Consider the following 22749-nt stretch of genomic DNA (forward strand, 5'->3'; position numbering starts at 1 on the left):
TACTCATTCCACAAGATAGAGATTGCCATCGTAAAGTATGAAGCATTTCGGCCTGAAAAGTGAGTTCGCACCTAAAAATGCTGCGCTTTTGCAGGAGTATCCATCTCTCCAAGCACTCCAAGCACTCCAAACATTACAAACATTACAAACATTACAAACACTCCAAACACTCCAAACACTCCAAACACTCCAAACGCTTACTTCTTGCCAATCGTAAATCCGAAGCTATACGTACGGTTTGAAGGCAAAATAAAAGCTTCATGCGTCCGGGCGCCCCAGCTGTCATCTCCGCCTACGCCCATTTGCTTATAGTTAATGCGCAGAACACTCTTATCGCTTTGCGGCAGCTTATACGTATGATCGCTTGCTTCAAGCTCTTCAGGTGTCCAAGGCAGCACGCATACTTCGATCAGGTTATCGCCTTCGAAGCGAAGCCCCGCGCCATCCAAACCTTCGGTTAAGCTGCCAAAGCGCACATCGGTTTTATTGCCGCATTCCTGCGGTCGCAAATAAGGGGTGAACTGCTCCTTGACGGTTCCGCTATATTGGCCGACCTTAGCACTTGTTTTACGATCCCAATAGTTTTCATGAGGACCTCGCCCGTACCACGCAATCGTATCGAGACGCTGATCCAGCACGAACAGCAGGCCGATTTCAGGGATCTCGGGCAAGCCTTCGCCAGGATTGAATTGCTCATGAACATGGATCGTTCCATCCGCTTGAATGCGATATTCCAGCAGCAGGCTTGAGACCGGAGTTGTCGCGATTGCATATTTCACGGTAATGACAACGAAGCCGCTTACCTGCTTCCAGTCGAAATGTATTAAACTGCGCTTGTCATGTGCGTTCTTCCATACCTCGCTGCGCTCTGGAAGCTTATTGCCGCGATCATTATCTGTCGACGCCCGCCAGAAGTTTGGTCTTGCCGGCTCGAGCAGAAATTCCTTCCCATCCGCCAAATAAGAAATTAAATCGCCACTGCTGCGGTTGAATAAAATAGAGAAGTTGCTGCCTTCTATTTGCAGCCCGTCATTGTGGGTGTTGACTACCAATGAATCATTTTGCGTTGCTAGAGCATGCAGCTTTGATGCAAAGTAAGGAGTAATAATAAACTGCTCCCATGCTTCCTCATGACCGGCAGGCGCCCATGCTGCTGCTTCATTTCTTATTAAAGATAGAGTCAAAATGACTTCCTGCAAGCGCGGTGCTTGCAGCGTGGAGTAAGGAATCGTTAATTCCATGCTTTCGCCTGCCTCAAGAGCTATCGGCATAATGCCGCTTTCGCTTGCTGCCCCGTTAAGAGTAACGGTCCACCGAAGCGAGTAATGGTTCAGGTTCGTGAACAGGAATCGGTTAGTAAGCCGAATCGTACCCTTTTCCAAATCAACAGCTTCAAATTTTACATTTTGGTAGCAGCGCTTTACTTCCTCAAGCTTAGGCGTAACTGTGCGGTCTGCAAAAATCAGCCCGTTCCCGCAAAAGTTGCCGTCATGCGGCGTTTCGCCAAAATCACCGCCATAAGCTAAGTAGTCAACACCGTCGTCTGTTTTCGTTAAAATGGCTTGATCAATCCAGTCCCAAATAAATGCGCCCTGTAAAATGTCGTAACGCTCAAACAGCTCCCAGTATAGATGGAGCCCGCCGCAGGAGTTGCCCATCGCATGGCTGTATTCGCAAATAATATATGGTTTTTTTGGATTGTTTTTCGCGTAGGCCTCTACCGCCCAAGGTTTAATGTACATCGTCGATTCAATATCACTTGCAGCCTCAGATTCTCTTGCGTGGAAGACGCCTTCATAGTGCACAAGGCGAGTAGAATCTGCATTTTTAAGAAAATCATACATGGCGATAAAGTTCGTACCGCCAAACGATTCATTGCCAAGCGACCATATAATGATGGACGGATGGTTTTTGTCACGCTGAAGCATGGAGTTGCAGCGATCGAGCACATTTTCTGTCCAGGCAGGATTGTTGCCCGGCACGTTTGTCTCGTTTACTGTTCCTTGCCCGTATTGCCATGTATCATGAGTCTCCAAATTAGCTTCATCGATGACATACAACCCGTATTCATCACATAGCTCATACCAGGCGGATTGATTCGGATAATGCGATGTTCGCACTGCGTTGATATTATAAGCTTTCATCAGCTCGATATCGCGGATCATTTCTGCTTTGCCGATCGCTCTGCCTTTGCTGCTGGAAAATTCGTGGCGGTTAACGCCCTTGAATACAATGCGCTTGCCGTTAATTTTCATCAGCCCGTCTTTAATTTCGAAGCGTCGAAAGCCGGTACGGCAGCAAACGGCGTCCAGGCAATTGCCTTCGCCGCTGCGCAGCGACAAGACGACAGTATACAGGTTAGGAGACTCAGCGCTCCAGTGCAGCGGATTGTCAACGTGCATTTCAAAGCTGCAGGCTGTTCTGCTTTGCACCAGCTCTGTAATGGAAATTGACTTTTCTTGCAGCAGCCTGCCATTTTGATACAGGCTCGCAGTCAACTGCATTGGATGGACTGCAGCTTCATTATAATTTTCAAGGACAGCCTGAATCTTTAGCTCACCGTGCCTATAGTCGTCATCAAGCAAGCCTTGCACAGAAAAGTCAGCAATATGAACAGGCGGAGCGGCGTACAAATAAACGTCGCGGAATATCCCGCTCATTCTCCAGAAGTCCTGATCCTCAAGCCAACTGGCATCGCACCAGCGGTATACTTCTACCGCCAGCTTGTTTTCACCCGGTATCAAATACGGCGTCAAATCAAAATCAGCGGGCGTGAACGTATCCTCGCTATAGCCGACCAAATCGCCGTTCACCCAAATATAGAAGGCTGATTCAACGCCTTGCAGGCTAATAAAGACAGGCATGCCGCTCCACTCCTGTGGAACAGTGAAGCTCGTAATATAAGAGCCGACCGGGTTGTACTTGGCAGGCGCGAAGGGCGCTCTTAGTTCAGGCTCTAGCACAGACCAGGGATATTTGACATTCGTATACTGCGGATAATCATATCCTCGCAGCTGCCAGTGCGAAGGAACCTCGATATTGTCCCAGCTGCTGGCATCATAATCGGCTGTGTAGAAATGTTTAATACGCTGTTCAGGTGTTTCGGCAAAGGAGAACTTCCAGCTGCCGTTCAAGCTTTTATAAAAGGATGAGGAAGTGTGGTCATTTATTAAAGCTTCGGCTTCAGTTGCAAAATGCATCATATGCACATGTGCCGGCAAGCGGTTAAGCTGAAAAATGTCAGGATTATTGTTCCATTCCGGATATCCGTTGGCTGGAGGCTGATATGTAAATTTTTTTCGCATCATTGCAGCTCCTTTATATGTTATTCTTATATTGTCAGTATAGGTTGATTTAAACCTTAAGGAAATAAAGGATATTGCTTATTTCTATCAAAATTTGAAACAAGGTGGCTGGTGATGGGGAGTAAACTGATATTCGCGAGGCTCACGGACGCGCTGCTTCTACCACTGTATGTAACGACCGTGGGATACTGGGAGCATCAGGAGGAAACAAGCCGTGAAGCCGGGTTTCCTGATTTTCAAATTCATCAGGTGCTTAGCGGCAAGGGAGAACTGATGTATAACAATTATGAAACAGTAGTAGGGCCAGGAGATGTTTTCTTTTTATTTCCCGATGTTCCGCATCGTTATGTGCCGGTCAGCAATCAATGGGAGGTTGCATGGGTTTCGTTTAATGGACGGGAAGCCAGTCAGCTTTTAGCATTTGCGAGAATTACAGGCTCCGGCGTCAGCCAACTGAAGGATGTCAATTTACTAGCCTCGATAGAAGCGATGCTTGCGCTTGATGATGAGGACAGCAGCACGGAGTTTGAACGCTCCAAGCTAATGTACAATTTGCTGCTCGATTTGAAGCGGCAATTAATTATGCCGGCCGGGGAAGCGCGGGATGAGGATAAGATTCGGCCCGCTTTGCTTTACATTCAAAATCATTTGCACAAGGCGCTGTCGCTGCAAGAAATTGCAGAAGCTGCAGCTTTATCGCCGCAATATATATGCCGCCTGTTTCAAAAGACGTTATCGATAAGGCCGATGGAATATATTAATCAGGAGCGCATCAATGTGAGCAAAAAGCTGATGTTCAGCAAACGCAGCAAGAAGCTGTACGAAATCGCTCAGGAGGCCGGTTTTGATAATGCGAGTTATTTTAGCGTTGTCTTTAAGCGTTACACAGGCATGAGCCCGGAGCAATTCAAAAAGCTGCACGGTTTGTAGACGGGGTGAATAAGTAAATAATTCGCAGGCGGTATGTGAAAATAATACTTTTCTGCTTCGACACCAATATAGTTATCGTGTATAGTAATCGATATAAAGCAAGTTTAATATAATGGACATAAAGCGTTCGTGTTAATAGAAATGAGGGTCAGCTATGCAAATCAAGCAATTTATTGATGGTGAAGATTTTATCGGTTTTTATATTTTAAAAGAGGTGGACGTGAAGCAGACGAACGGCGCTGTTCCAAAGGATTATTTGGACATCGTGCTGGCAGACAGCAGCTCGCAAATTTCCGCAAAGCTATGGGATGCGAGCAAAACGGATATTGAAACCTTTTTGCCTATGACTGTCGTAAAGGTACAGGGAGCGGTTCATACATATCGCGATAAGCTGCAGGCTAAAATTGTCAGGATGCGCAAGGCGAATGCTGAGGATGGCGTAACGATTACGGACTTTATCCGTTCAGCGCCTGTTAGCTCGGAGCAATTATTGCCGATTATTATGAATACGATTGACAGCATTGCCCATCCTGAAATGAAGGCAATTACTGCCTATTGCTTTAATAAAGTTAAGGGTCAGATGCTGGCTTCGCCAGCTGCCAAGACGCATCATCATGCCTATTATGGCGGTCTAGCCTACCATATCGTCCGTATGCTTGAACTGGGGGAGTTTATCTGCAAGCAGCGGCCTTTTCTCAACAGCGATCTTGTGCGGGCAGGCATCATTCTCCACGATATTGCAAAGCCTGCGGAGATGGTATCGGAGTACGGCATCGTTACCGATTACAGCAATTCAGGCAAGCTGCTGGGGCATATTAGCATGGCTTCGAACTGGATTACAGAAGCCGCAATTAAGCTGGATTTGGACCTTGAGTCGAATGTTGTGATGGCTCTTCAGCACTTAGTACTATCCCATCATAATTTAGGAGAGTGGGGCAGTCCGGTACAGCCCCAATTGCCGGAGGCGGTTGCGCTGCACTTTATCGATGCTATTGATGCTAAGCTGCAGATGGTGGAGGATACGCTGCAAATAACGCCAGAGACGGAAGAATGGACCCCTTTTATTCGCGGCCTTGAAAATAAAGCGATTTTACGTTTACCGCTATAATTTTATCGATCATAATAAAAAGCCTGCAGCTCCGGCATTGAAAAATTTCAATCGGCCAGCCATTGCAGGCTTTTTTATTATTTTAAGGCAGCACTGAAGATTGCCATAAGGCAGCTGATATTGACCAATAAATCGCGGAAAAAGTCCCTATCTAGCGCGAATAGTGGCATCAGCTTTCCGATCTGGTCAGTCGTTCCGTTATTGAGCCCAATCGCATTTTCGAGGTGGTAAAGTGACAGACGTTCCGTTATTGACCAATAAATCACGGAAAAGCCCAATCTAGAGCCGAATAGCCGAATGTGTGTCCGGGAAATTAAAAAAAAGGCGGTTTTAAAGCAAATAACGGAACGTGTGACCAAGCCGATTCTTTGTGAGCAACTACAGAAAGTGTATTTCTTCAATTTGTAATTAGTGTTTTTTACCCTAGAAGCGGTCTAAATTATAGTAAGTGGACGCTTGATGAGGGAACAGTATTTGCAATATTTCCCGAGCTTCAGCGGACAATGCATCGGCCATTTGCTTGCTGAGCGGATCTTTACCGCTGCTTTGCTCTTCAATCATGAAGTCGATGCCCAATAGCAAGGCGCCAACAAATAGCGATTGGCTAAGCTCGATTGTCAAATAAGTCCGTTCTATATCCTCTTCGGCCTCGATCGCCAGCTTATGATCAGCGTAATGGAAATAAGCCTTATGCTGCGCACAGACTAACTTAATGGAAAGCTCTTTATCTGCATAGCTGCTGCTGACAAGCCTTTGCTGCAATCGATCCTGCAGCTTGGCCAGCATAGGCAAAAAGCGAATGACCTTCCACATTACACTGCCGTACATCGTACACTGTCCGCCTGATTTCAAAATGAAGTCTGCAAACACATGATCATCGGGCAGGTAGGCAAAAAGCTCTTTTAAGCCGTTGCGTGTTTGAAGCAGCTGCTGCAGCAGCGGAAGCACGGCTGCCTCATGGCCATCCAAATAGCAAAGCTCATCAAGGAAGCAATAGCTGTCATTAACGAGTGCCGAGATGACGCCGTAAGCGACTGGCTTGCCATCATGTAAAGCAATGAGCTTATCGTTTGCTTGCCATCTAGGCCATTTCTGCAAATCGTTCCAGTAAGCTTCAGATCGGATTGCCGTATTCGTACGATTATGGTTATATCGCTCGTAGATCGACGCAATATCATTTGTATAGGAGCTGTCAAAAGGAATAATGGTATAAGAGCCTGAAGGATTGGATGATGCCAAGGCTGACAACTGTTCAGCATTCAGCTGGTACTGCGGCTGCGGAACAACATTCCAACCGAATTTTTCATAAAATGGCGTAATGCCTGTGTACAGCAGTGAAAGATCATATTGCTCTTCTTCCATCCAGTCCGTCAGGCCGCGCAATATGCTTTGACTATGGCCTTGCCCTCGGAAAGCTTCATCGGTAGCAACGCTGCCGAGGCCGCCTACTTTTACAGCTTGATCCCCGATCCGGCAATGAACAGGGAACACTTGAATCGTAGAAGTGACGCTGTCGCCTTTTTTAACAATCCAGGTCGTAGAAGCATCATAAGCAGAATCATTGGACATGCGCGTGTGGAAAAATTGTCTGCCGACAGCAAACGCTTTATCGAGTATTTGCATGACCTGCTCATATTCGTCTTCATTATGTATAGAGCGCACTTCTATTTGATCAGCCTTCATTGGTTTCCAATCCTCCTAAAATGTTGCTGTATCTAGTTAATTGACAGTCTATCTATCTTATCTCATAATAAACTATAGCACGAATTTGAGCGCTCTCACAATAGGCGGTAAAAAGATGAAGCATACACTAGAAACCATTGCAAAGCTTGCCGGCGTGTCGCGCGGAACAGTATCCCGAGTGGTCAATCAGTCGCCAGGGGTAAAGCCGCAGGTCCGCCAGAGGGTACAGCAAATTATTGATGAAAACGGGTATGTTCCGCATCCGCAGGCGCGCAGCCTGGCAGGCGGAACAACGGGCAATATCGGCGTCATTGCATTCAGTGACAATCCGGACTATTTGACCCACCATATTTTTTATGAAGTGCTTCAAGCGATTCAAGCGGATTCGGCAGCGAACGATTATGACTTGTTGTTATTCGCCAATCGCAGCTCATCTGACGAGCAATATTGGAAGCGTGTAGCTACCCGACGCAAGGTGGACGGGCTCGTTATTATGGGAGAGCATATTCTAGAGGAGCATTTGCTTTTCTACAGGCAGCAGCAAATTCCGTTTGTGCTTATCGGCAAGCGTGATTTTGTCAAGCTCCCTCTTGCTTGTGTAACCTCCAATTATTATAGCGGGGCATACTCGGCTACGAAGCATCTGATCGAGAAGGGCAAGCGCAATCTCGTATATATTCATGGTTTGGCGAATATGTATCATGAAAATGCACGCTATATGGGATATTGCCAAGCGCTTGCCGAGGCGGGGCTTGAGGTCCGTCCCGAGCTGGTTATTGAAGGCCATGCCAGGCAGAAGGATGCGGCTTTGCAGATGCGTAAGCTGATTGAAGAAGGCCTTCCATTCGACGGTGTATTTGCGGCCAATGACCTGATGGCGTTTGGCGCTATGGAGGTATTGCAGCAGCGGGGAATAAACATTCCGCAGCAGGTAGCTGTAGTTGGTTTTGATGATGTGCAAGCCGCAGTTTACTATTCTCCTGCACTAACAACGGTCAGACAGGATAAACGCAAGCTCGGCGAAGAGGCAATGCGCATGCTGCTCGATATGCTAAAAGGAAATATGGCTGCGGATGAAGCGCGGACGGTAATGATCGATTGCGATCTGATTGTCCGTGAAACGACATAATTGTGCAAGCAGATAGCTTAACGGGCTATCTGCCATTTTACCAGCATTTTGGGAGCGCTCCAAAAAAAGAAGGGATGATGTTGAGATGACTGAAAAAAATGTGAGCACACAGTTCTTTACAGAAAAAATATATGATGTCGCTGTATTGGGCGGCGGGCCGGCTGGAATAGCGGCTGCGATCAGCTCTGCGCGGAGCGGAGCCAAAACGATACTGGTTGAGCGTTACGGATTTCTCGGCGGGATGTCTACAGCAGCGATGGTTTACCCGTGGATGACCTTTCATTCTGCGGCTGGCGAACATGTCATTAAAGGGATAGCGCAGGAAATTGTAGACCGCCTGATGGCGCTTGGCGCTTCACCGGGCCATTTGCGCGATACGGTAGGTTTTACGCATACGCTCACGCCGTACCATCCAGAAGTGTATAAGGTTTTAGTATTCGACATGCTGCAAGAAGCGGGAGTAGAGCTGCTGCTGCATACGTCAATCATTGACGTTAAGTCGGAAAATAATAGAATAGACTACGTACAGGTTTATAATAAAAGCGGCATTTCACAATTGCGGGCAAAGGCTTATGTGGATGCAACCGGCGATGGCGACGCTGCTTATATGGCAGGCGCTCCTTGGGAGCAGGGCAATGATGCGCATAAGGTTCAGCCTATGACGATGAAATTCCGCATGAAGGGTGTAGATTTGCAGAAGGTCAAGCAGTACATGCAGGATAATCCTTCGCAATTTTACAACAAGTCATTAATTGCAGAGCTTGATCATTTGCCGTTAACAGGCGTTATGGGCTTTTATGACAAATGGCAGGCAGCAGATTTGCCTATCCAGCGTGACGGCGTTTTGTTCTTTAGCGGCCCTAATGAGGATGAAGTGCTTGTTAACGTCTCACGTATTTCGGGGCTTGACCCAACAAGCAGCGAAGACTTGACGAAGGCGGAGATTGAAGGAAGAAAGCAGGTGCTGCAGCTTGAAAGCTTCTTCCAGGAGCATATCCCTGGCTTTGAAAAGGCAGTCGTAACAGCGGTAGGCTCACAAATCGGCGTAAGAGAAACAAGACGCATTATCGGCCACTATGTGCTTAATGGGCTGGATGTGCTGGATGCTCGCAGATTTGACGATGTGATTGCACGCAGCGGCTATCCTATCGATATCCATAATCCGGAAGGCAAGGGCGTAACCGCAAACTTCATTCGAGAAGGCGGCGCATACGATATTCCATATCGAAGCATCGTACCGCTTGAAATTGATAATTTGCTGCTGGCAGGCAGATGTATATCGACAACGCATGAAGCGCAGGCAACAACTCGACTGACGCCAAGCTGCATGGCAATTGGGCAGGCAGCAGGAGCTGCTGCGGCGCTTGCTGTAAAACATCAATGCCGGGCAATCGACGTGCCTGTAGCTGAGCTGCAGCAAAAGCTGCTGGAAGGCAATGCCGTTCTAAAGTAAATATGCGGAGGGAGTAAAAATGGCTGCAGATTACAGTAATAGCAATGTAAACAATGAGACGGTGCTTGCATTTGCCCAGCAAGAGTGGGAGCGTTTGCGAAAGCTCAGCAGCAGAGCAGTTGGCAAGGCTGTTTGGTTATGTACCTGGGAGCAGCTTCGCCATGCCGAAGCCGATTTGCTGGATCTGGCAAACAAGCAATTCAAAGCTATTTATAGCGATTCATTTTTTATCATAGAGAAGGAAGAACAGATTATTATTGCTGGGAACGGTGATCGTGCAGTCCTGTTCGGCGTCTATCAATACGCCCAGGATGTATGGGGGCTGCATGCTGTTTATCCTTTGCTTGGGGACGAATCTTTGAACGAATTTAGCGATCCAGAGGACGCTAGCACTAGAGCCTACACAGTGAATGAGATCCATATTTTTTCTCCGGCAATGGAACGCAGAGGCTTTGTATTTGAGACGATCAATGATCAGTCTTATTTGAAAGCAATGATTCATTGGTTTGGCCAAAATAAGATTAACGAAATGTTTTTCACATTTTCACTGTGGGACCAGGTTAAGGAGCATATTGCGCCTGAAATTAGAAAGCGCGGCATTCAAGTTACACTCGGCGGACACAGCATGAAGTTTTTGCAAAAGCTGAATACGGAAGAAGCCGATCATCCGCAGGAGACAGCGAATCATCCATATACAGCAAAGGAGCAGTTTGATTTTGAGAACAAAGACTGGCAGCTTCCACTCATTCATAAAATTATCGCATACTGCCGGACTGTTCCTAATCTGACAACAATTTCACTTTGGCCTGAGGATATTGCAGCCAAACAATCTAGCGATTTCGTCAGGCCATATATCGAGTTCACGGAGCTTTTGAAAGATGAGCTGGCAAGAGCAGGCTTAAGCCTTTCAGTAGAGCATATCGCCTATAATGCAGGGCTTGCCTGGCATATGCTGGAGCTTTCAGGGGATAACTCCGCTTCGATTGATACTTTGTATGCCTATTGGGGCAGGGATTACCGCTTCGGTTATGTGGATAGCCCGAAGGTAGAGGATAAACGGGCAGAAGCGGCACTTAAGCAGTGGGCAGCTGCTGTAAGCAACAAGGAGCGTAAGCTTACGATTTTTGAATATTACAGCGATCATTATATGCTTACGAATCTTTTTCCGAATTTGTCCCGCCGTATTATAGAGGATGTCACTTACTATTCGCAGTATGAGCTGCACGGCATGACGAATCTGGTAGTGCCATATCGAGGAGAAGATGATTATTCATGGAAAAGAGCAAGCGGGCTGAACAGCTATGTATTTGCTCAAGCGTTTTGGATTCGTGATTATGAGCAAATAATGGATAACTACTATAGCTATTATCCGAAGCACGAGCGTGCATCAGCAAGACGCCTGATGGAGGCCATTGAAGAAGAGCTGGCAGCTGTAACCAGCTGGAATGTCGTTTTATTTCCTGCAAGAGCGACAGATCCGTTGCAGATTAGGAACGGCAAACAGCATAAAGAGGCAGTAATAGCTATGCTGCAGCAAATCGAGGAGAAATTAGAGGCAGCTGTTCAAGATTCAACGCTAGTCCAGGAGCATGCTGTTGCACGATTGGCTAATTATGTAATCAGTTATGCCCGTAGAATTAAAGAGCAATGGATTAGTTTGTAACGCTAAAGAGCCGTTCTCATGGACGGCTTTTTTGTAATTATAAGAGTTTATAAGTTTTCACAATAAACTTGTTCTTATCGGAATTCCATTATCCAGCTAGCGCCTTAATACAAAAAATTCACATTCATTGCGATTGTGATAAGTTACATCGCTGTAATCCGATTGTGTGACGACCAGCTGCTCGTCAAAGCGGATGATAAGCGTTTTATTATCTATGATATGATCATTTTGAAAAACACGTATGCTTTGCTGCCTTTGCACAGCTTCCTCAAAATCGCGATCCGTTACAATTCGGCGGTTAATAGACATATTCAGCTCTCCTTGCTTATTAGTTGCTTTGTTTATTATAGCTTATCTGGCAGAAGAAAACTTGGCCCACGCGGCTCGTTTTCTTCTTTTTTTTGCGGCGGCGGCATAGCATGTATATAGAAGAGGACAGGATAGGAGCGAGGTGAAAGGAATGGCCAAATGGGGGAGAAGAGGATGGCGCTTCCCGGTTCAATGGGGCAGGCAGCGATCAGTCTGGAGAAGCCAGTCATCTAAAAAAATAAAGACGATGAAATGGGGCTCTCCGGCAGCTTCTTCTAACAGCGGACCACGCCGGCACGCTGCTAAGCCAAAATGGGGAAGCAGGGCGCCAATCTTTTCATTTGCCATGATTAGAAGGGGCAGAAAAAAAGCAGCAGTAAGCTGGAGTAAGCAAGCGACCGGACAACAGCGTCCCAAGGGCAGGTTGAAAAAACGCCGTGTACTGCTGTTTCTTCTTGCATTTATGTTGTTATTCTCAATCCCGTCATTTATTTTTATAGAACGAAATTTACGGCCGCCGCTTATGGTTATTGCAAAAGTGAGAGTGAAGCAAATCGCGACTCAAGCGATAAACAAAGCGATTACCGATCAGGTTGCCCGAAGCTCGAACTCGGAGAAGCTGATTGATTGGAAAATGAATGACAAGGGAAAAATATCTGGTTTTATGCTCAATTATGGTGAACATATGCGGATCACTTCAGCTACCATTGATACTGTGCAAACGACCTTAAAGGATATTCAAAATATTCCCGAGCATATTCCGATCGGCCATGCCCTTAACAGTGCCATCATATCATCGTTCGGGCCGAGGGTGCCCGTACGCTTTGAGCCTGTAGGAGCAGTCAAGGTAGAGCTTAACACACGCCAAAAAAATGCCGGCATTAATATGATTCTTGTAGAAGTCTATATTAAAGTAATTGCTGAGGTTACGATTATTATTCCGTTTGATACGGAGCCCGAGCTTGTCGAGACAGATATTCCGATCTCTTATTTGCTCGTTGTAGGAGACGTGCCGATGTATTACTACGATAATACGGGCAAGCCGATTGGAGAGTCTGCCCCGCAAGCGCCGAGCATATCTGTTCCATTAGCTCCCGGAGCAGGCATATCGGCGCAAACAGAGGAGGAGGAAGCAGCGGCGCCAGTTTTGACTGAGCCAATCGAAGGCAATACTGCCCCGCAAGGCTCAGTCAAGTAGCGGATAGAGCAGGCTGCTCTGTTATTTCTTAAAATCAGCCTGCTCCCAGCGGCGCAGCAGCGGATAGGGATCGAACGACCATTCGACCGAGCCGCGGTCGCTATAAATGCCATAATGAAGATGCGGCGGGAACTTGCCTTGAGTTCCCTTTTTGCCGTAGCCGGAGCTGCCTACCCAGCCAATAACCTGGCCCGGCTCGACAATATCACCTTCACGCAGCTTTTTGTCAAAGCCGCTCAAGTGGGCGAAATAGTGATAATGGTTGTTCAAATCGCGAATGCCGATTCTCCAGCCGCCGAATTTGTTCCAGCCCTTTATTTCAATAATGCCGTAGGTGGTGCTTCTGACGGGCGTGCCATGCGGAGCGAAAATGTCTGTGCCCTCATGTATGCGGCGTCCGCCCCAGCTGCGCTTGAAACCCCAGGTGTCTCTATAGGAATAAACCGCTTTTACAGGCAGCGGAAAAGCATGCTTATGCAGGTCAAGCTTGCCATAATGTTTGTAAATAGCAGCAAACTGCTGAATACGCTGTACGGAGCGGCTGTTGCGATAGTAATTCCATATGCCATTGGAAAGATCCTCTTCATTACTTCCGTATACAGATACAGCCTGTGACAGGGAATAGAGCAGATCCGTATCGCTGTTTCTTTCTGCAAGGCCATTGCCGTCCCCATCCTGTCCTACCCCTCTAAACCATTTGATAGATAAGGGCACCTGGTCGCTCGGATCAGGATTCAGCCAGCCGCTCCATTTTTGCTCGTCAATATAAATACCGGTCAATGAGCCTAAGGCAGGTCTTGCCTTCGGCAAAGCTTTGGTTAAGGTTCTTTCATATTGATCGATAGCTGCAAGCCAATACCATGGAATAAGTGTAACAGCACTCAGCTGTTCATAGAGCAGCATTCGCTGGTTGTACAGCTCGTGTTGCGGCACAGCTTCGGAGCTGGCAGCGGTCGATTCGATCGGCATTGCAGCTGCATGATCAGCTGCAGCAGTTATCATTAAAGCAATTGCAATAATAAAAGTTTTATATGCGAATGTGAACAATCCTCACTCATCCTTTCCTTATCCTTGTGTGTATAGGTTTCCACATGAACATTTTTCTACTCTTAAATCGGCACAATAAATTATAAAATATCGTTTGTGCTATTTATTTCTGAAACATGTTATAATATACGAGGTTATTATTTTTTAATCTGACGAGAAGGATGCAGATGGATTCTCATTTGAATGTGAAAGCAGGTCATGTCCAATGAAAAAACGAGAAAAATTGCAAAAGCCTGATTGGCTTCGTATAAAGCTGACTACCGATGGTCACTATGCTGAAATAAAAGATATGATGCGTTCCAAAACCTTACATACGGTTTGTGAGGAAGCGCGTTGTCCGAATATATATGAATGCTGGGCGAATCGTACAGCAACCTTTATGATTCTTGGCGATATTTGTACAAGAGCATGCCGTTTCTGCGCTGTTAATACTGGAATGCCGACTGAGCTCGATTTGCAGGAGCCGGAGCGCGTTGCAGAAGCTGCCGAGCAGATGGGCTTGCAGCACTGCGTAGTTACTTCCGTTGCGCGGGATGACTTGGCAGATGGAGGAGCTTCTATTTTTGCTGCGACGATAAGAGCGATTCGCAAGCGTATGCCGTTTTGCCGTGTAGAAGTGCTGATTCCTGATTTTCAAGGCAATTGGGATGCTCTTCAAATCGTAATGGATGCCAACCCGGATATTTTGAATCATAATATCGAGACGGTAGAGAGATTATCTGACCGTGTTCGTGCGAAAGCTAAGTATGAGCGTTCGCTTGAGCTGTTGAAGCGCGCCAAAGAAATGAAGCCAAGAATTCCAACCAAATCAAGCATTATGCTAGGTGTGGGCGAGGAATGGGATGAGATTTTGCAAGCGATGGATGATTTGCGTGCGGTTGATTGCAACATTTTAACGTTGGGACAATATTTGCAGCCTACTCCGAAGCATTTGGCCGTAGAGCGCTATGTACATCCGGATGAATTTGCAAAGCTGAAGGAAGAAGGGCTGAAGCGCGGCTTCCGTCACGTTGAGTCAGGTCCGCTTGTGCGCAGCTCCTATCATGCTCATGAGCAGACTGATTCTGCACATGCAGCTATTGCAGCTGAGGAGAACGAAGCATTAATGGCAGCAAAGCAATAAGGTTTCTCCATTATAGCTATCCTTAAAGTGGATAGCTTCATTCGATGAAGCTGATGCGAGGTGAAGAGATGGCGTTGATTCATATCGGTAATAAATCCTTTGAGCTTTTACATGAGAATAGAAACGGCTGGAATTTGGAGGCATTTCGCGATCGTTACAGCGAGGTGCTTGACCGTTACGATTACATTATCGGAGATTGGGGCTATAACCAGCTTCGGTTAAAGGGCTTTTTTCGAGACAGTACCCAAAAAGCTACAAAGGATAATGTCTATTCGAGCATTTCGGATTATATTAATGAATACTGCAACTTTGGCTGTGCTTATTTTATTTTAGAGAAAAAGCATAGCAGCAAACAGGATGCAGACGTGCAAGAAGAGTTGGATGAGGAATATGCGGCTGTCGATTTATCGGACGAGCACGAAAGAGCCGCCAGCGGCAATCATGCAAGGGCGGAGCAGGCGGACAAACCGCAATCTGCGCCGGCTCAAGAAGAAAAGCGCAAAAAAAATGACGGCGACAGCTCTTCGAACGGTTCCCGTTCGCGCAATCAGCATGCCAAGGGAGAGCCGTCCAAGCAAAAGCGGGAATTTTATTACCGCAAAGGGCAGCGCTTCAAAAAAGGATCAAAATCTGCAGCAGCCAGCGAAGCTGCCGCTGCAGTCGAACAGCCATAATGAAAGGACCGGCTCCATTGCCTCGCGCAATCGAACCGGTCCTTCTATTTTTAAAATATCGTTTAAGCGAAGGACTGCGAGTTCTTTATCCTTGTCCTTGGTAGCGGCTATCTGACATCATATCCAAGAAAGGCCTCGCGTACGCGATTCCAGAATGGAAACGGCCTGTATCTTGCAAAGCAAACCTTGCGGCCTGCAACGCTGCAGCGGATAGATTGAACGTCCTCATGTGTTATGCTAAGATGATCGATGCTCAGCTGAAGCCTTTGAGACTTCCTTGAAATAATATCACAATGATGATGGCGCGGAAGCAGAACGGATGATCCTAGTGTACGGAATACACGGTTATTAATAGATGCGATCTCAGCAATTTGCAAAGCTTCAAAGGACGGATGCACGATAGCTCCGCCTACACTTTTATTATATGCGGTACTGCCTGACGGAGTGGAAATGACAATGCCGTCACCTCTGAACATTTCAAACAGCTCATCATTAATGTTGATTTGTGCAACTAATGTCTGATCGACACCTTTTAGCGTAAATTCATTCAACGCCAAATAGGTGAGCGTCTGCTCATGCAGCTGAACCTCGATTTGCAGCAGCGGATAGCGTACAATACTAGGCGTATTGCTTGCCATAAAGCGCACAAGCTCCTCAAGCTCCTCTGAATTCCAATCTGCATAGAAGCCAAGATGACCGGTATGCACCCCGATAAAAGCAACCTGTTCAATGCGATCGACATAGGTATGAAAGGCTTGCAATAAAGTCCCGTCCCCGCCGATGGACAATACGATATCAGGCTCTTCATCATTCCTGACGAACTTGTGCTGCTCAGCAAGCTGATGAAATTGTTGGACGAGTGATTTTGACAACGGATCGCCTCGATCAATAACTGCGTATTTCAATGATAATCCCCTTCCAAACGTATCTTTCTTATAACTGTAACGAATATCTATGCAGCGATATAAAGCGGCAAGCAGATTCATCGTGCTATGTAAATGATAATGGAATTGCACTTTAAATACAATGCTTATACGCCAAGCCAGCCCCAAAGCATGTAAACAAGTATAAAAGCGATAAAGGAATGAAGCAGTCTTGCAAGCAATAAAGGTCTGTAACGCAAATCTGTCTTGCTAAGCAAGCTTGCAATTTGCGCATGGACAGATAATCCGCCCCAGGATAGCACCCAGGCTGCAATCGCGACCTGATGCATCAGTACGCTGCTTGCCGTTCCTGCACTGCGCGCGCCTAATGTAACCTCGAATAATCCGAATATAATTGCATCTGCAAGCGGCGCAGGCATGCCGCACAGCTCAAAAATAAACCGAAGGCAGGCTGAAATTCCTTCTAAAAAACCTGTATGAATAAGCATCTCTAGTATGACTGAAAAGAACACGACTAGGCCGCCAACGACGATCATAAGCTTTAACGCGGTTTGAATCGCATCCTGAATAAGCCGGCTAAGAGTGCGTCCATCGAGCAGTCTCGCCTCATGCATCGCTCTTAGAGCCTGATTAAGCCTGCTGCGTTTTACGCTGCGGCTAACAGCTGTCTTTTGATGACCGCTTATAAAGCTATCCTGCACCTGATCTTCTTTTCTGCCGTAGAATCGCATAATCAGGCCAATCAGTAAGCCGCCGCCGTAATGGGCAGCTGCAAGCACCGGTGCAACCGCAACATTTTGAAAAAAACCGACTGAAACTGCTCCAATGAGAAAGATCGGATCGGAAGAAGTAGTGAAGGCGACAAGCCGCTCTCCTTCCACACGGCTTATTAAATTTTGCTCGCGCAGCTGCGATGTGAGCTTGGCGCCGACGGGATATCCGGAAATATTGCCCATCGCAAAGACGAAGCCTCCTATGCCAGGCACGCGAAAAAATGGTTTCATAAAAGGATCAAGCAGCTTGCCAAAAAAATGAACGATGCCTATTCCGAGCATCACTTCAGAAATGACAAAGAAAGGGAATAAGGAAGGAAATAATACATGCCACCAAATGGATAAGCCGCGCAGTGAGGACTGCAGAGCCTCATTTGGGAATACAGCCATAAGCAAGGTTAAAAATAATGCGCCGGCAGCTGTAAGGGACAGGGGATGAACAAGGGTTCGGAGCAATTTGAGCCCTCCTAAACATATAGTTGTACAACCTATACTTCTACCTATATGTTTAAAAAGGCCAATCCATACTACAGTCACATGAAGGTCACAGAACAATTAGACGTTCTATGCTATAATATTTGTAATATTTTAATGGAGTTGAATAGGATGATAAATAAAAAAGAGACCATTTATGAAGCTCTTGGCGGTGCGGATAAGTTACGCGAAATCGTAGAAGCCTTTTATCCGAAGGTACAAGCCCATCCGCTGCTCGGCCCATTGTTTCCAGAAAATATTTTGCCTGTTATGGAAAAGCAGCATATGTTTTTGACGCAGTTTTTTGGCGGGCCATCTCTATATTCTGATGCTGTTGGGCATCCCATGATGAGAGCGAGGCATTTGCCGTTCCCTGTAACGCCTCAGCGGGCGGAGGCTTGGTTATTTTGCATGAGTGAAGCGCTGCGTGAAACAGGAATTAGTCCTGAGCTGAGCGAAATTATATTAAACCGCTTGGCGGGGCCAGCTTTTCATTTTGTAAATACAACTGAGGAGGAGACATAAAAAATGGAGCCGCTGTACGAGTCCACAATTACGTGCATTTGCTGCGAAATGGATTTTACCACTTCTAGAGTTAGGCCAAGCTTTAAAAAAGCAATAAGCATGGACTCCGATTTTTGCGGTCATTATCGCGACGAAATTAATCCGGATTACTATGTTGTTCGGGTATGCCCGCAATGCGGGTTCGCTTCCACCGAGAATGGCTTTGAGCAATTGAGCGATCAGCAGAAACGGCAATATTTTGAGCAGGTGGGCAGCAGCTGGAAGATGCAGAGCTACGGCGGCAAACGTACGCTGCAGGATGCGCTTGTCTGCTACAAGCTGGCGTTGATTTCAGCGCAGGCGACCAAGGCGCCCGACCGCAACATCGCTGCCATTTTACATCATATTGCCTGGCTTTATCGGTACCAGCAGGATACCGAGCAGGAAAAGCGCTTCTTGGGCTTTGCCTTGCAATCTTATATTAAAGTGTTCGAGCTGGAGGCAGCCTCGCTAAGCAATGCAAAGCTGATGTTTATTATTGGCGATTTGAACCGCAGAATCGGAAATGACAACGAAGCTGTAAGATGGTTTTCACGTATTGTTAATGACAAAAAAATTATGGATGCAGCAATGATTCAAGCCGCGCGCGCCCAGTGGCAGCAGCTTAGGCTTGATTATGAGGAAAGACGTTTGCAAGGAATGGCTGATAGAGGTTTAGAGGAAGCAGATTAGTCAATAATAGAAAAAGGCTTGAACATATGAAATAAAAATAGCTGAATACATAGCTTCAATAGGATAACGAAGCTGCTATCGCAGCTTCGTATCCGTAAGCAAATAATCTCTGTCAGCGTCAAGAACCGTCACTTTGCTGTGGCAGCATGGAAAGACCAGCAGCTTTTTTTTACCTTCCTGAATGTCGCGGAGGGCTGCCGGCTTAAGCGGCAGCAGCACATTTTCGCTTTGGCAAAACGGGCAGGCGGCTGCGTAAATATCGCCCATAATCGTTTCATAGGGCCAAGCTTTTTCGAAAGGAATCATGATTTGCTCTCCTCGTCGGAGCTTTTTGCCTGCTGGCTAGCAAGCTCAGTAAGCTTCTGAACGAGAATATGCTTAGGCATATGCATGATATGCTCGATTGGCATACCTAGCTGTTTGGCGAGCATTTGCGCAGTTTCTGCGGATATTTGCAATGGTTTAGACATATCAACATACCTCCATTTTTAATACACGATAAACATATGAACATCAATAGAATGAATGTTTTGAGCATAACTCTCCTTAAAACAACAGTCAAGTCATCATAAGACAATAAATAATTGCTTGTTTTATGCATTTTTTAAATAAATTTGAGGCAATCTTTAGTTTATCTTTAACTCTCTCTAGTATTCTTGGCTGTAACACGGACAGGGCTTCAGCTAGATAGACCAAGAAGAAACGCTTTCGGCGTCCTTGGCGCAGGGCGTGCATTTTCTCGGTGAAATTGAAAAATAGAAGCAGCTGTACTGTCCTTGTAATGACCGATGGGGAGCGGAGAGGAGAGAGACTGGTGAGAAAAACCATTCTGTTGATGATTATTTTTGCAGCAGCAGCAGCAATTCTTTATTCATGCGGCAGTCCCAAGGCAGCTGACCAGAAGAAAGGGGCAGCGCGTGAGGAGGGGCATAAAGGGCCCAAGATGTATACGATAGTGATTGACCCTGGCCATGGAGGCAGGGATAAAGGGGCTACCGGCGCCAGCGGCGCCTATGAAAAAGATTTTACGCTGCAGCTATCCAAAAAGCTTATGAAGCTGCTTGAAAAGGAAGAGCTTATAGAAGCTTATATGACAAGAAGCGATGACAGCTTTATTTCGTCAGTCGATCGGGAGAGGGTTAAAATTGCCATCGACAAGGGCGCTGATCTGCTTCTTTCTATCCATGGCAATACGTATACAGACGCTAAAGTATCAGGAACTGAAACCTATTATTTCACAGAGCAGTCCCGCACGTTAGCAGAGGTTATACATAAGCATGCAGTGAAGGCTACAGGATTTCGTGATCGTGGTGTAAAGGTAGAGGACTTCTTTATTATTAAAGATGCTCCGATGCCTTCGGTGCTGCTTGAGCTCGGCTATTTGACCAATCCGCAAAATGAGGCTCAGCTGCTGAAGGAAGAGGTCCAGAATGAAATAGCCAAAGCGATTGTGACCGGCCTGAAGGAGTACATGCAGGCAGCCCGATCAAACTCATAGTCGATTCATGCGATAAGCTGATAAAACGTGGTAGGTTATAGTAAACTTTGTATAATGTAGTATCGGGATCGTTCTGCAGTATTTGCTTTTAAAAGCATCGGGGCAGCGATCCTTTTTGCACTTTTTAGCAAGAAACAAGAAAATAGTATTGTGCGCAGTTCAAATTGATAAGCAAAAAGAAAGGGGAACGAAGAGCAAGATTGGGAATGGAGAAGCGGCAGCGTCCGCCTTTGTAGGCCAATTTTATCCTTTACAGGGGTTATTTTATCAAAAAAATTGGACTACAACAGCGGTCGGAATCCCAAACTTGTTCGTAGTAACCTCCCTTTCGTTTGCTTGTTGCCCTATCCACAATGAATCGACACTCTCGTGAGAAGCGCTCTAGAAAGCGGAGTGACTACTTAAAATAAAAGGAGCGATAGGAATGGAAAAGTTATCACTGACATGGGATTTGGAAAGTATTTATGCCGGCGGTTCGTCTTCGGCACAATTTCAAGAGGAGCTTGCCGGTATGGAGCGCAATCTTGCGGAGATGAGCCGGCTTATTCAGTCCGCAGGCAGCGCAGACAACAAACAAGCAGTAATTGTATCCATTACTGAGCTTGTACAGCAAATTTTGCTCGCGCTTCGTCAATCTGACTCTTTTGTCGGCTGCTTAATGGCGCAAAATGTAGGCGACGCAAAGGCGATCGCGCTGAATGACCGTGTTAAAACAATATCTGCACAGTTTAACGGCCTGCTGACCAGCTATGATGAGCTGCTCGCTTCCCTTCAAGAATCGGAATGGGAGCAGCTGCTTCAAATTGAAGCTATGAATGAGGTAAGCTTTCAACTGGATGAGAGAAGGAAGCTAATGAAGGAAAAGCTGGCACCTGCAATGGAGGCGCTAGTGGAAGATTTGGCTGTTGACGGCTATCATGGCTGGGGCGACTTCTATCACACGATTGTCGGCCGTGCCAAATTCCAGGCTGTTGCAGCGGATGGAACTGCAGAGCTGCTATCCGCAGGCCAGATGCAAAATCGGCTATCTGAACCGGATCGCGACCTTCGAGCAGCAGCTTTTGCGGAATGGGAAAAGGTGTGGGGAGAGCAGGCTGAGCTTTGCGCGGAAGTGATAAATCGCATATCCGGCTTTCGCTTGAAGCTGTACAATAAGCGTGGGTGGCAGTCGGCACTTAAGGAGCCGCTGCAAATGTGCAGAATGAGCGAAAAAACGTTGAATGCGATGTGGGATGCTGTAGTTGAAGGCAAAAAGCTGCTTATTCCTTATTTGCAGCGCAAAGCCTCGTTGCTTGGTGTAGATAAGCTGGATTGGCACGATGTGGAGGCGCCGCTCGGCAAGGCTGCGCGGACAGTCCCTTATGAGGAAGCGGCAGCATTTATCGTACAGCAATTCAGAGGCTTCAGCTCTGAGCTGGCAGAATTCGCCGATATGGCAATCCGTAAGCGATGGATCGAGGCAGAGGATCGGGCAGGCAAGCGTCCGGGAGGCTTCTGCACGTCGCTTCCGAAAAGCGGTGAAACCCGTATTTTTATGACTTATTCAGGCTCTGCTTCTAATATTTCTACACTTGCCCATGAGCTGGGCCATGCCTATCATCAGCATGTTATGAACGATTTGCAGCCGCTGGCTCAGGAATATGCGATGAATGTAGCAGAGACGGCTTCAACCTTTGCGGAGCTGATCGTATCCGAAGGCGCTTATCAGGCTGCGACGGACAAAGAAGAGCAGCTCGGTCTGCTAGAGGATAAGATACAACGAGCGGTTGCATTTTATATGAACATACATGCACGCTTTTTATTTGAAACGAGATTTTATGAGCGCCGGAAGCAAGGAATTGTATCCAGCGATGAGCTGAATGCTTTAATGGAAGAAGCACAGCGAGAGGCATACAGTGATATGCTGGGAGAGCTTCATCCTCACTTCTGGGCTTCCAAGCTGCATTTTTATTTAACCGATGTACCTTTCTATAATTTCCCGTACACGTTTGGCTTCCTGTTTAGTGCAGGAATTTATGCAATTGCCAAGCAGGAAGGAGAGGCTTTTTCGAGCCGTTATGTCGCATTGCTTAGAGATACAGGCAGTATGAAGGTTGAGGAACTGGCTAAAAAGCATTTGGAGGTTGATTTGGAGCAGAAGCAGTTTTGGCAAGCTGCAGTCGATCTGGTAAGACAGGATGTCGATGCGTTTTTGGCTTTAACGGATCAGCGATGAGCTATAGTAAAGGAAATGTACTGTCCATAAAAATTCTATATATTGTG

At 46.6% G+C, this 22749-nt stretch carries 20 protein-coding genes; 12 read left to right on the plus strand and 8 right to left on the minus strand.

What is annotated here, in order from left to right; genetic code table 11:
- Positions 1-197: 197 nt before the first annotated feature.
- The gene (locus ACRRU2_RS10540) at positions 198-3305 is read right to left on the minus strand and encodes a glycoside hydrolase family 2 TIM barrel-domain containing protein (RefSeq protein ID WP_432501597.1); all 3108 of its coding nucleotides are present in this window, start codon (positions 3303-3305) and stop codon (positions 198-200) included.
- A gap of 114 nt (positions 3306-3419) precedes the next feature.
- Here ACRRU2_RS10540 and ACRRU2_RS10545 point away from each other — a divergent pair, with 114 nt between their 5' ends.
- A complete protein-coding gene (locus ACRRU2_RS10545) occupies positions 3420-4235 on the plus strand; it encodes an AraC family ligand binding domain-containing protein (protein WP_432501411.1) in 816 nt (271 codons plus the stop codon).
- A 154-nt stretch (positions 4236-4389) separates the two neighbouring features.
- A complete protein-coding gene (locus tag ACRRU2_RS10550; RefSeq protein WP_331697265.1) occupies positions 4390-5343 on the plus strand; it encodes a 3'-5' exoribonuclease YhaM family protein in 954 nt (317 codons plus the stop codon).
- Positions 5344-5766: 423 nt separating this feature from the next.
- On the opposite strand, the gene ACRRU2_RS10555 is transcribed toward ACRRU2_RS10550, so the two are convergent.
- Positions 5767-7026 (minus strand): GNAT family N-acetyltransferase, encoded by a 1260-nt coding sequence (locus ACRRU2_RS10555; RefSeq protein WP_331697264.1) that lies wholly within the window; start codon positions 7024-7026, stop codon positions 5767-5769.
- 115 nt (positions 7027-7141) lie between these two features.
- Between ACRRU2_RS10555 and ACRRU2_RS10560 the strand changes: the two genes are divergently transcribed.
- The 3 genes from ACRRU2_RS10560 (at position 7142) to ACRRU2_RS10570 (ending at position 11271) form a co-directional block, all read left to right on the plus strand.
- Complete coding sequence (locus tag ACRRU2_RS10560; protein ID WP_432501414.1) at positions 7142-8155, plus strand: LacI family DNA-binding transcriptional regulator; 1014 nt, start codon at positions 7142-7144, stop codon at positions 8153-8155.
- Positions 8156-8240: 85 nt separating this feature from the next.
- Positions 8241-9608, plus strand: coding sequence for an FAD-dependent oxidoreductase (locus ACRRU2_RS10565; protein ID WP_331697262.1), 1368 nt, complete (start codon positions 8241-8243; stop codon positions 9606-9608).
- Positions 9609-9627: 19 nt separating this feature from the next.
- Positions 9628-11271 carry a hypothetical protein gene (locus ACRRU2_RS10570; protein WP_432501416.1) on the plus strand — a complete coding sequence of 548 codons (1644 nt, stop codon included), beginning with the start codon at positions 9628-9630 and terminating at the stop codon, positions 11269-11271.
- Between the two features lie 96 nt (positions 11272-11367).
- On the opposite strand, the gene ACRRU2_RS10575 is transcribed toward ACRRU2_RS10570, so the two are convergent.
- Positions 11368-11580 (minus strand): hypothetical protein, encoded by a 213-nt coding sequence (locus tag ACRRU2_RS10575; protein WP_331697260.1) that lies wholly within the window; start codon positions 11578-11580, stop codon positions 11368-11370.
- 151 nt (positions 11581-11731) lie between these two features.
- Between ACRRU2_RS10575 and yunB the strand changes: the two genes are divergently transcribed.
- On the plus strand, positions 11732-12778 hold the full coding sequence (yunB, locus tag ACRRU2_RS10580) for a sporulation protein YunB (protein WP_432501418.1): 1047 nt from the start codon (positions 11732-11734) through the stop codon (positions 12776-12778).
- A 21-nt stretch (positions 12779-12799) separates the two neighbouring features.
- Here yunB and ACRRU2_RS10585 read toward each other — a convergent pair whose 3' ends face one another.
- Entirely contained in the window at positions 12800-13780 is a 981-nt protein-coding gene (locus ACRRU2_RS10585; RefSeq protein WP_432501599.1) for a M23 family metallopeptidase, read from the minus strand.
- Positions 13781-14030: 250 nt separating this feature from the next.
- Between ACRRU2_RS10585 and lipA the strand changes: the two genes are divergently transcribed.
- Positions 14031-14948 carry a lipoyl synthase gene (gene lipA, locus ACRRU2_RS10590; RefSeq protein WP_331697257.1) on the plus strand — a complete coding sequence of 306 codons (918 nt, stop codon included), beginning with the start codon at positions 14031-14033 and terminating at the stop codon, positions 14946-14948.
- A gap of 44 nt (positions 14949-14992) precedes the next feature.
- The gene (locus tag ACRRU2_RS10595; protein ID WP_432501421.1) at positions 14993-15622 is read left to right on the plus strand and encodes a YutD family protein; all 630 of its coding nucleotides are present in this window, start codon (positions 14993-14995) and stop codon (positions 15620-15622) included.
- Between the two features lie 107 nt (positions 15623-15729).
- On the opposite strand, the gene ACRRU2_RS10600 is transcribed toward ACRRU2_RS10595, so the two are convergent.
- Positions 15730-16527, minus strand: coding sequence for an NAD kinase (locus tag ACRRU2_RS10600; protein WP_331697255.1), 798 nt, complete (start codon positions 16525-16527; stop codon positions 15730-15732).
- Between the two features lie 125 nt (positions 16528-16652).
- On the minus strand, positions 16653-17735 hold the full coding sequence (ylbJ, locus tag ACRRU2_RS10605) for a sporulation integral membrane protein YlbJ (protein ID WP_432501423.1): 1083 nt from the start codon (positions 17733-17735) through the stop codon (positions 16653-16655).
- A 150-nt stretch (positions 17736-17885) separates the two neighbouring features.
- Between ylbJ and ACRRU2_RS10610 the strand changes: the two genes are divergently transcribed.
- On the plus strand, positions 17886-18278 hold the full coding sequence (locus ACRRU2_RS10610; protein ID WP_331697253.1) for a globin: 393 nt from the start codon (positions 17886-17888) through the stop codon (positions 18276-18278).
- A gap of 3 nt (positions 18279-18281) precedes the next feature.
- Positions 18282-18989 carry a DUF2225 domain-containing protein gene (locus ACRRU2_RS10615; RefSeq protein WP_331697252.1) on the plus strand — a complete coding sequence of 236 codons (708 nt, stop codon included), beginning with the start codon at positions 18282-18284 and terminating at the stop codon, positions 18987-18989.
- Positions 18990-19064: 75 nt separating this feature from the next.
- Here the strand turns inward: ACRRU2_RS10615 and ACRRU2_RS10620 are convergent, their stop codons facing one another.
- Both ACRRU2_RS10620 and ACRRU2_RS10625 read right to left on the minus strand, forming a co-directional pair.
- Complete coding sequence (locus tag ACRRU2_RS10620; RefSeq protein WP_331697251.1) at positions 19065-19295, minus strand: hypothetical protein; 231 nt, start codon at positions 19293-19295, stop codon at positions 19065-19067.
- Positions 19292-19459: a YycC family protein gene (locus ACRRU2_RS10625; RefSeq protein ID WP_331697250.1), complete on the minus strand. Its 168-nt coding sequence runs from the start codon at positions 19457-19459 to the stop codon at positions 19292-19294. The genes ACRRU2_RS10620 and ACRRU2_RS10625 overlap by 4 nt, the downstream gene beginning before the upstream one ends.
- 344 nt (positions 19460-19803) lie before the next feature.
- Here ACRRU2_RS10625 and ACRRU2_RS10630 point away from each other — a divergent pair, with 344 nt between their 5' ends.
- Both ACRRU2_RS10630 and ACRRU2_RS10635 read left to right on the plus strand, forming a co-directional pair.
- Positions 19804-20487, plus strand: coding sequence for an N-acetylmuramoyl-L-alanine amidase family protein (locus ACRRU2_RS10630; RefSeq protein WP_432501427.1), 684 nt, complete (start codon positions 19804-19806; stop codon positions 20485-20487).
- Between the two features lie 424 nt (positions 20488-20911).
- The gene (locus ACRRU2_RS10635) at positions 20912-22702 is read left to right on the plus strand and encodes a M3 family oligoendopeptidase (RefSeq protein WP_432501430.1); all 1791 of its coding nucleotides are present in this window, start codon (positions 20912-20914) and stop codon (positions 22700-22702) included.
- Positions 22703-22749 lie beyond the last annotated feature (47 nt).

It is taken from the genome of Paenibacillus sp. GXUN7292 (genome assembly GCF_050864975.1).
Lineage (GTDB): Bacteria > Bacillota > Bacilli > Paenibacillales > Paenibacillaceae > Pristimantibacillus.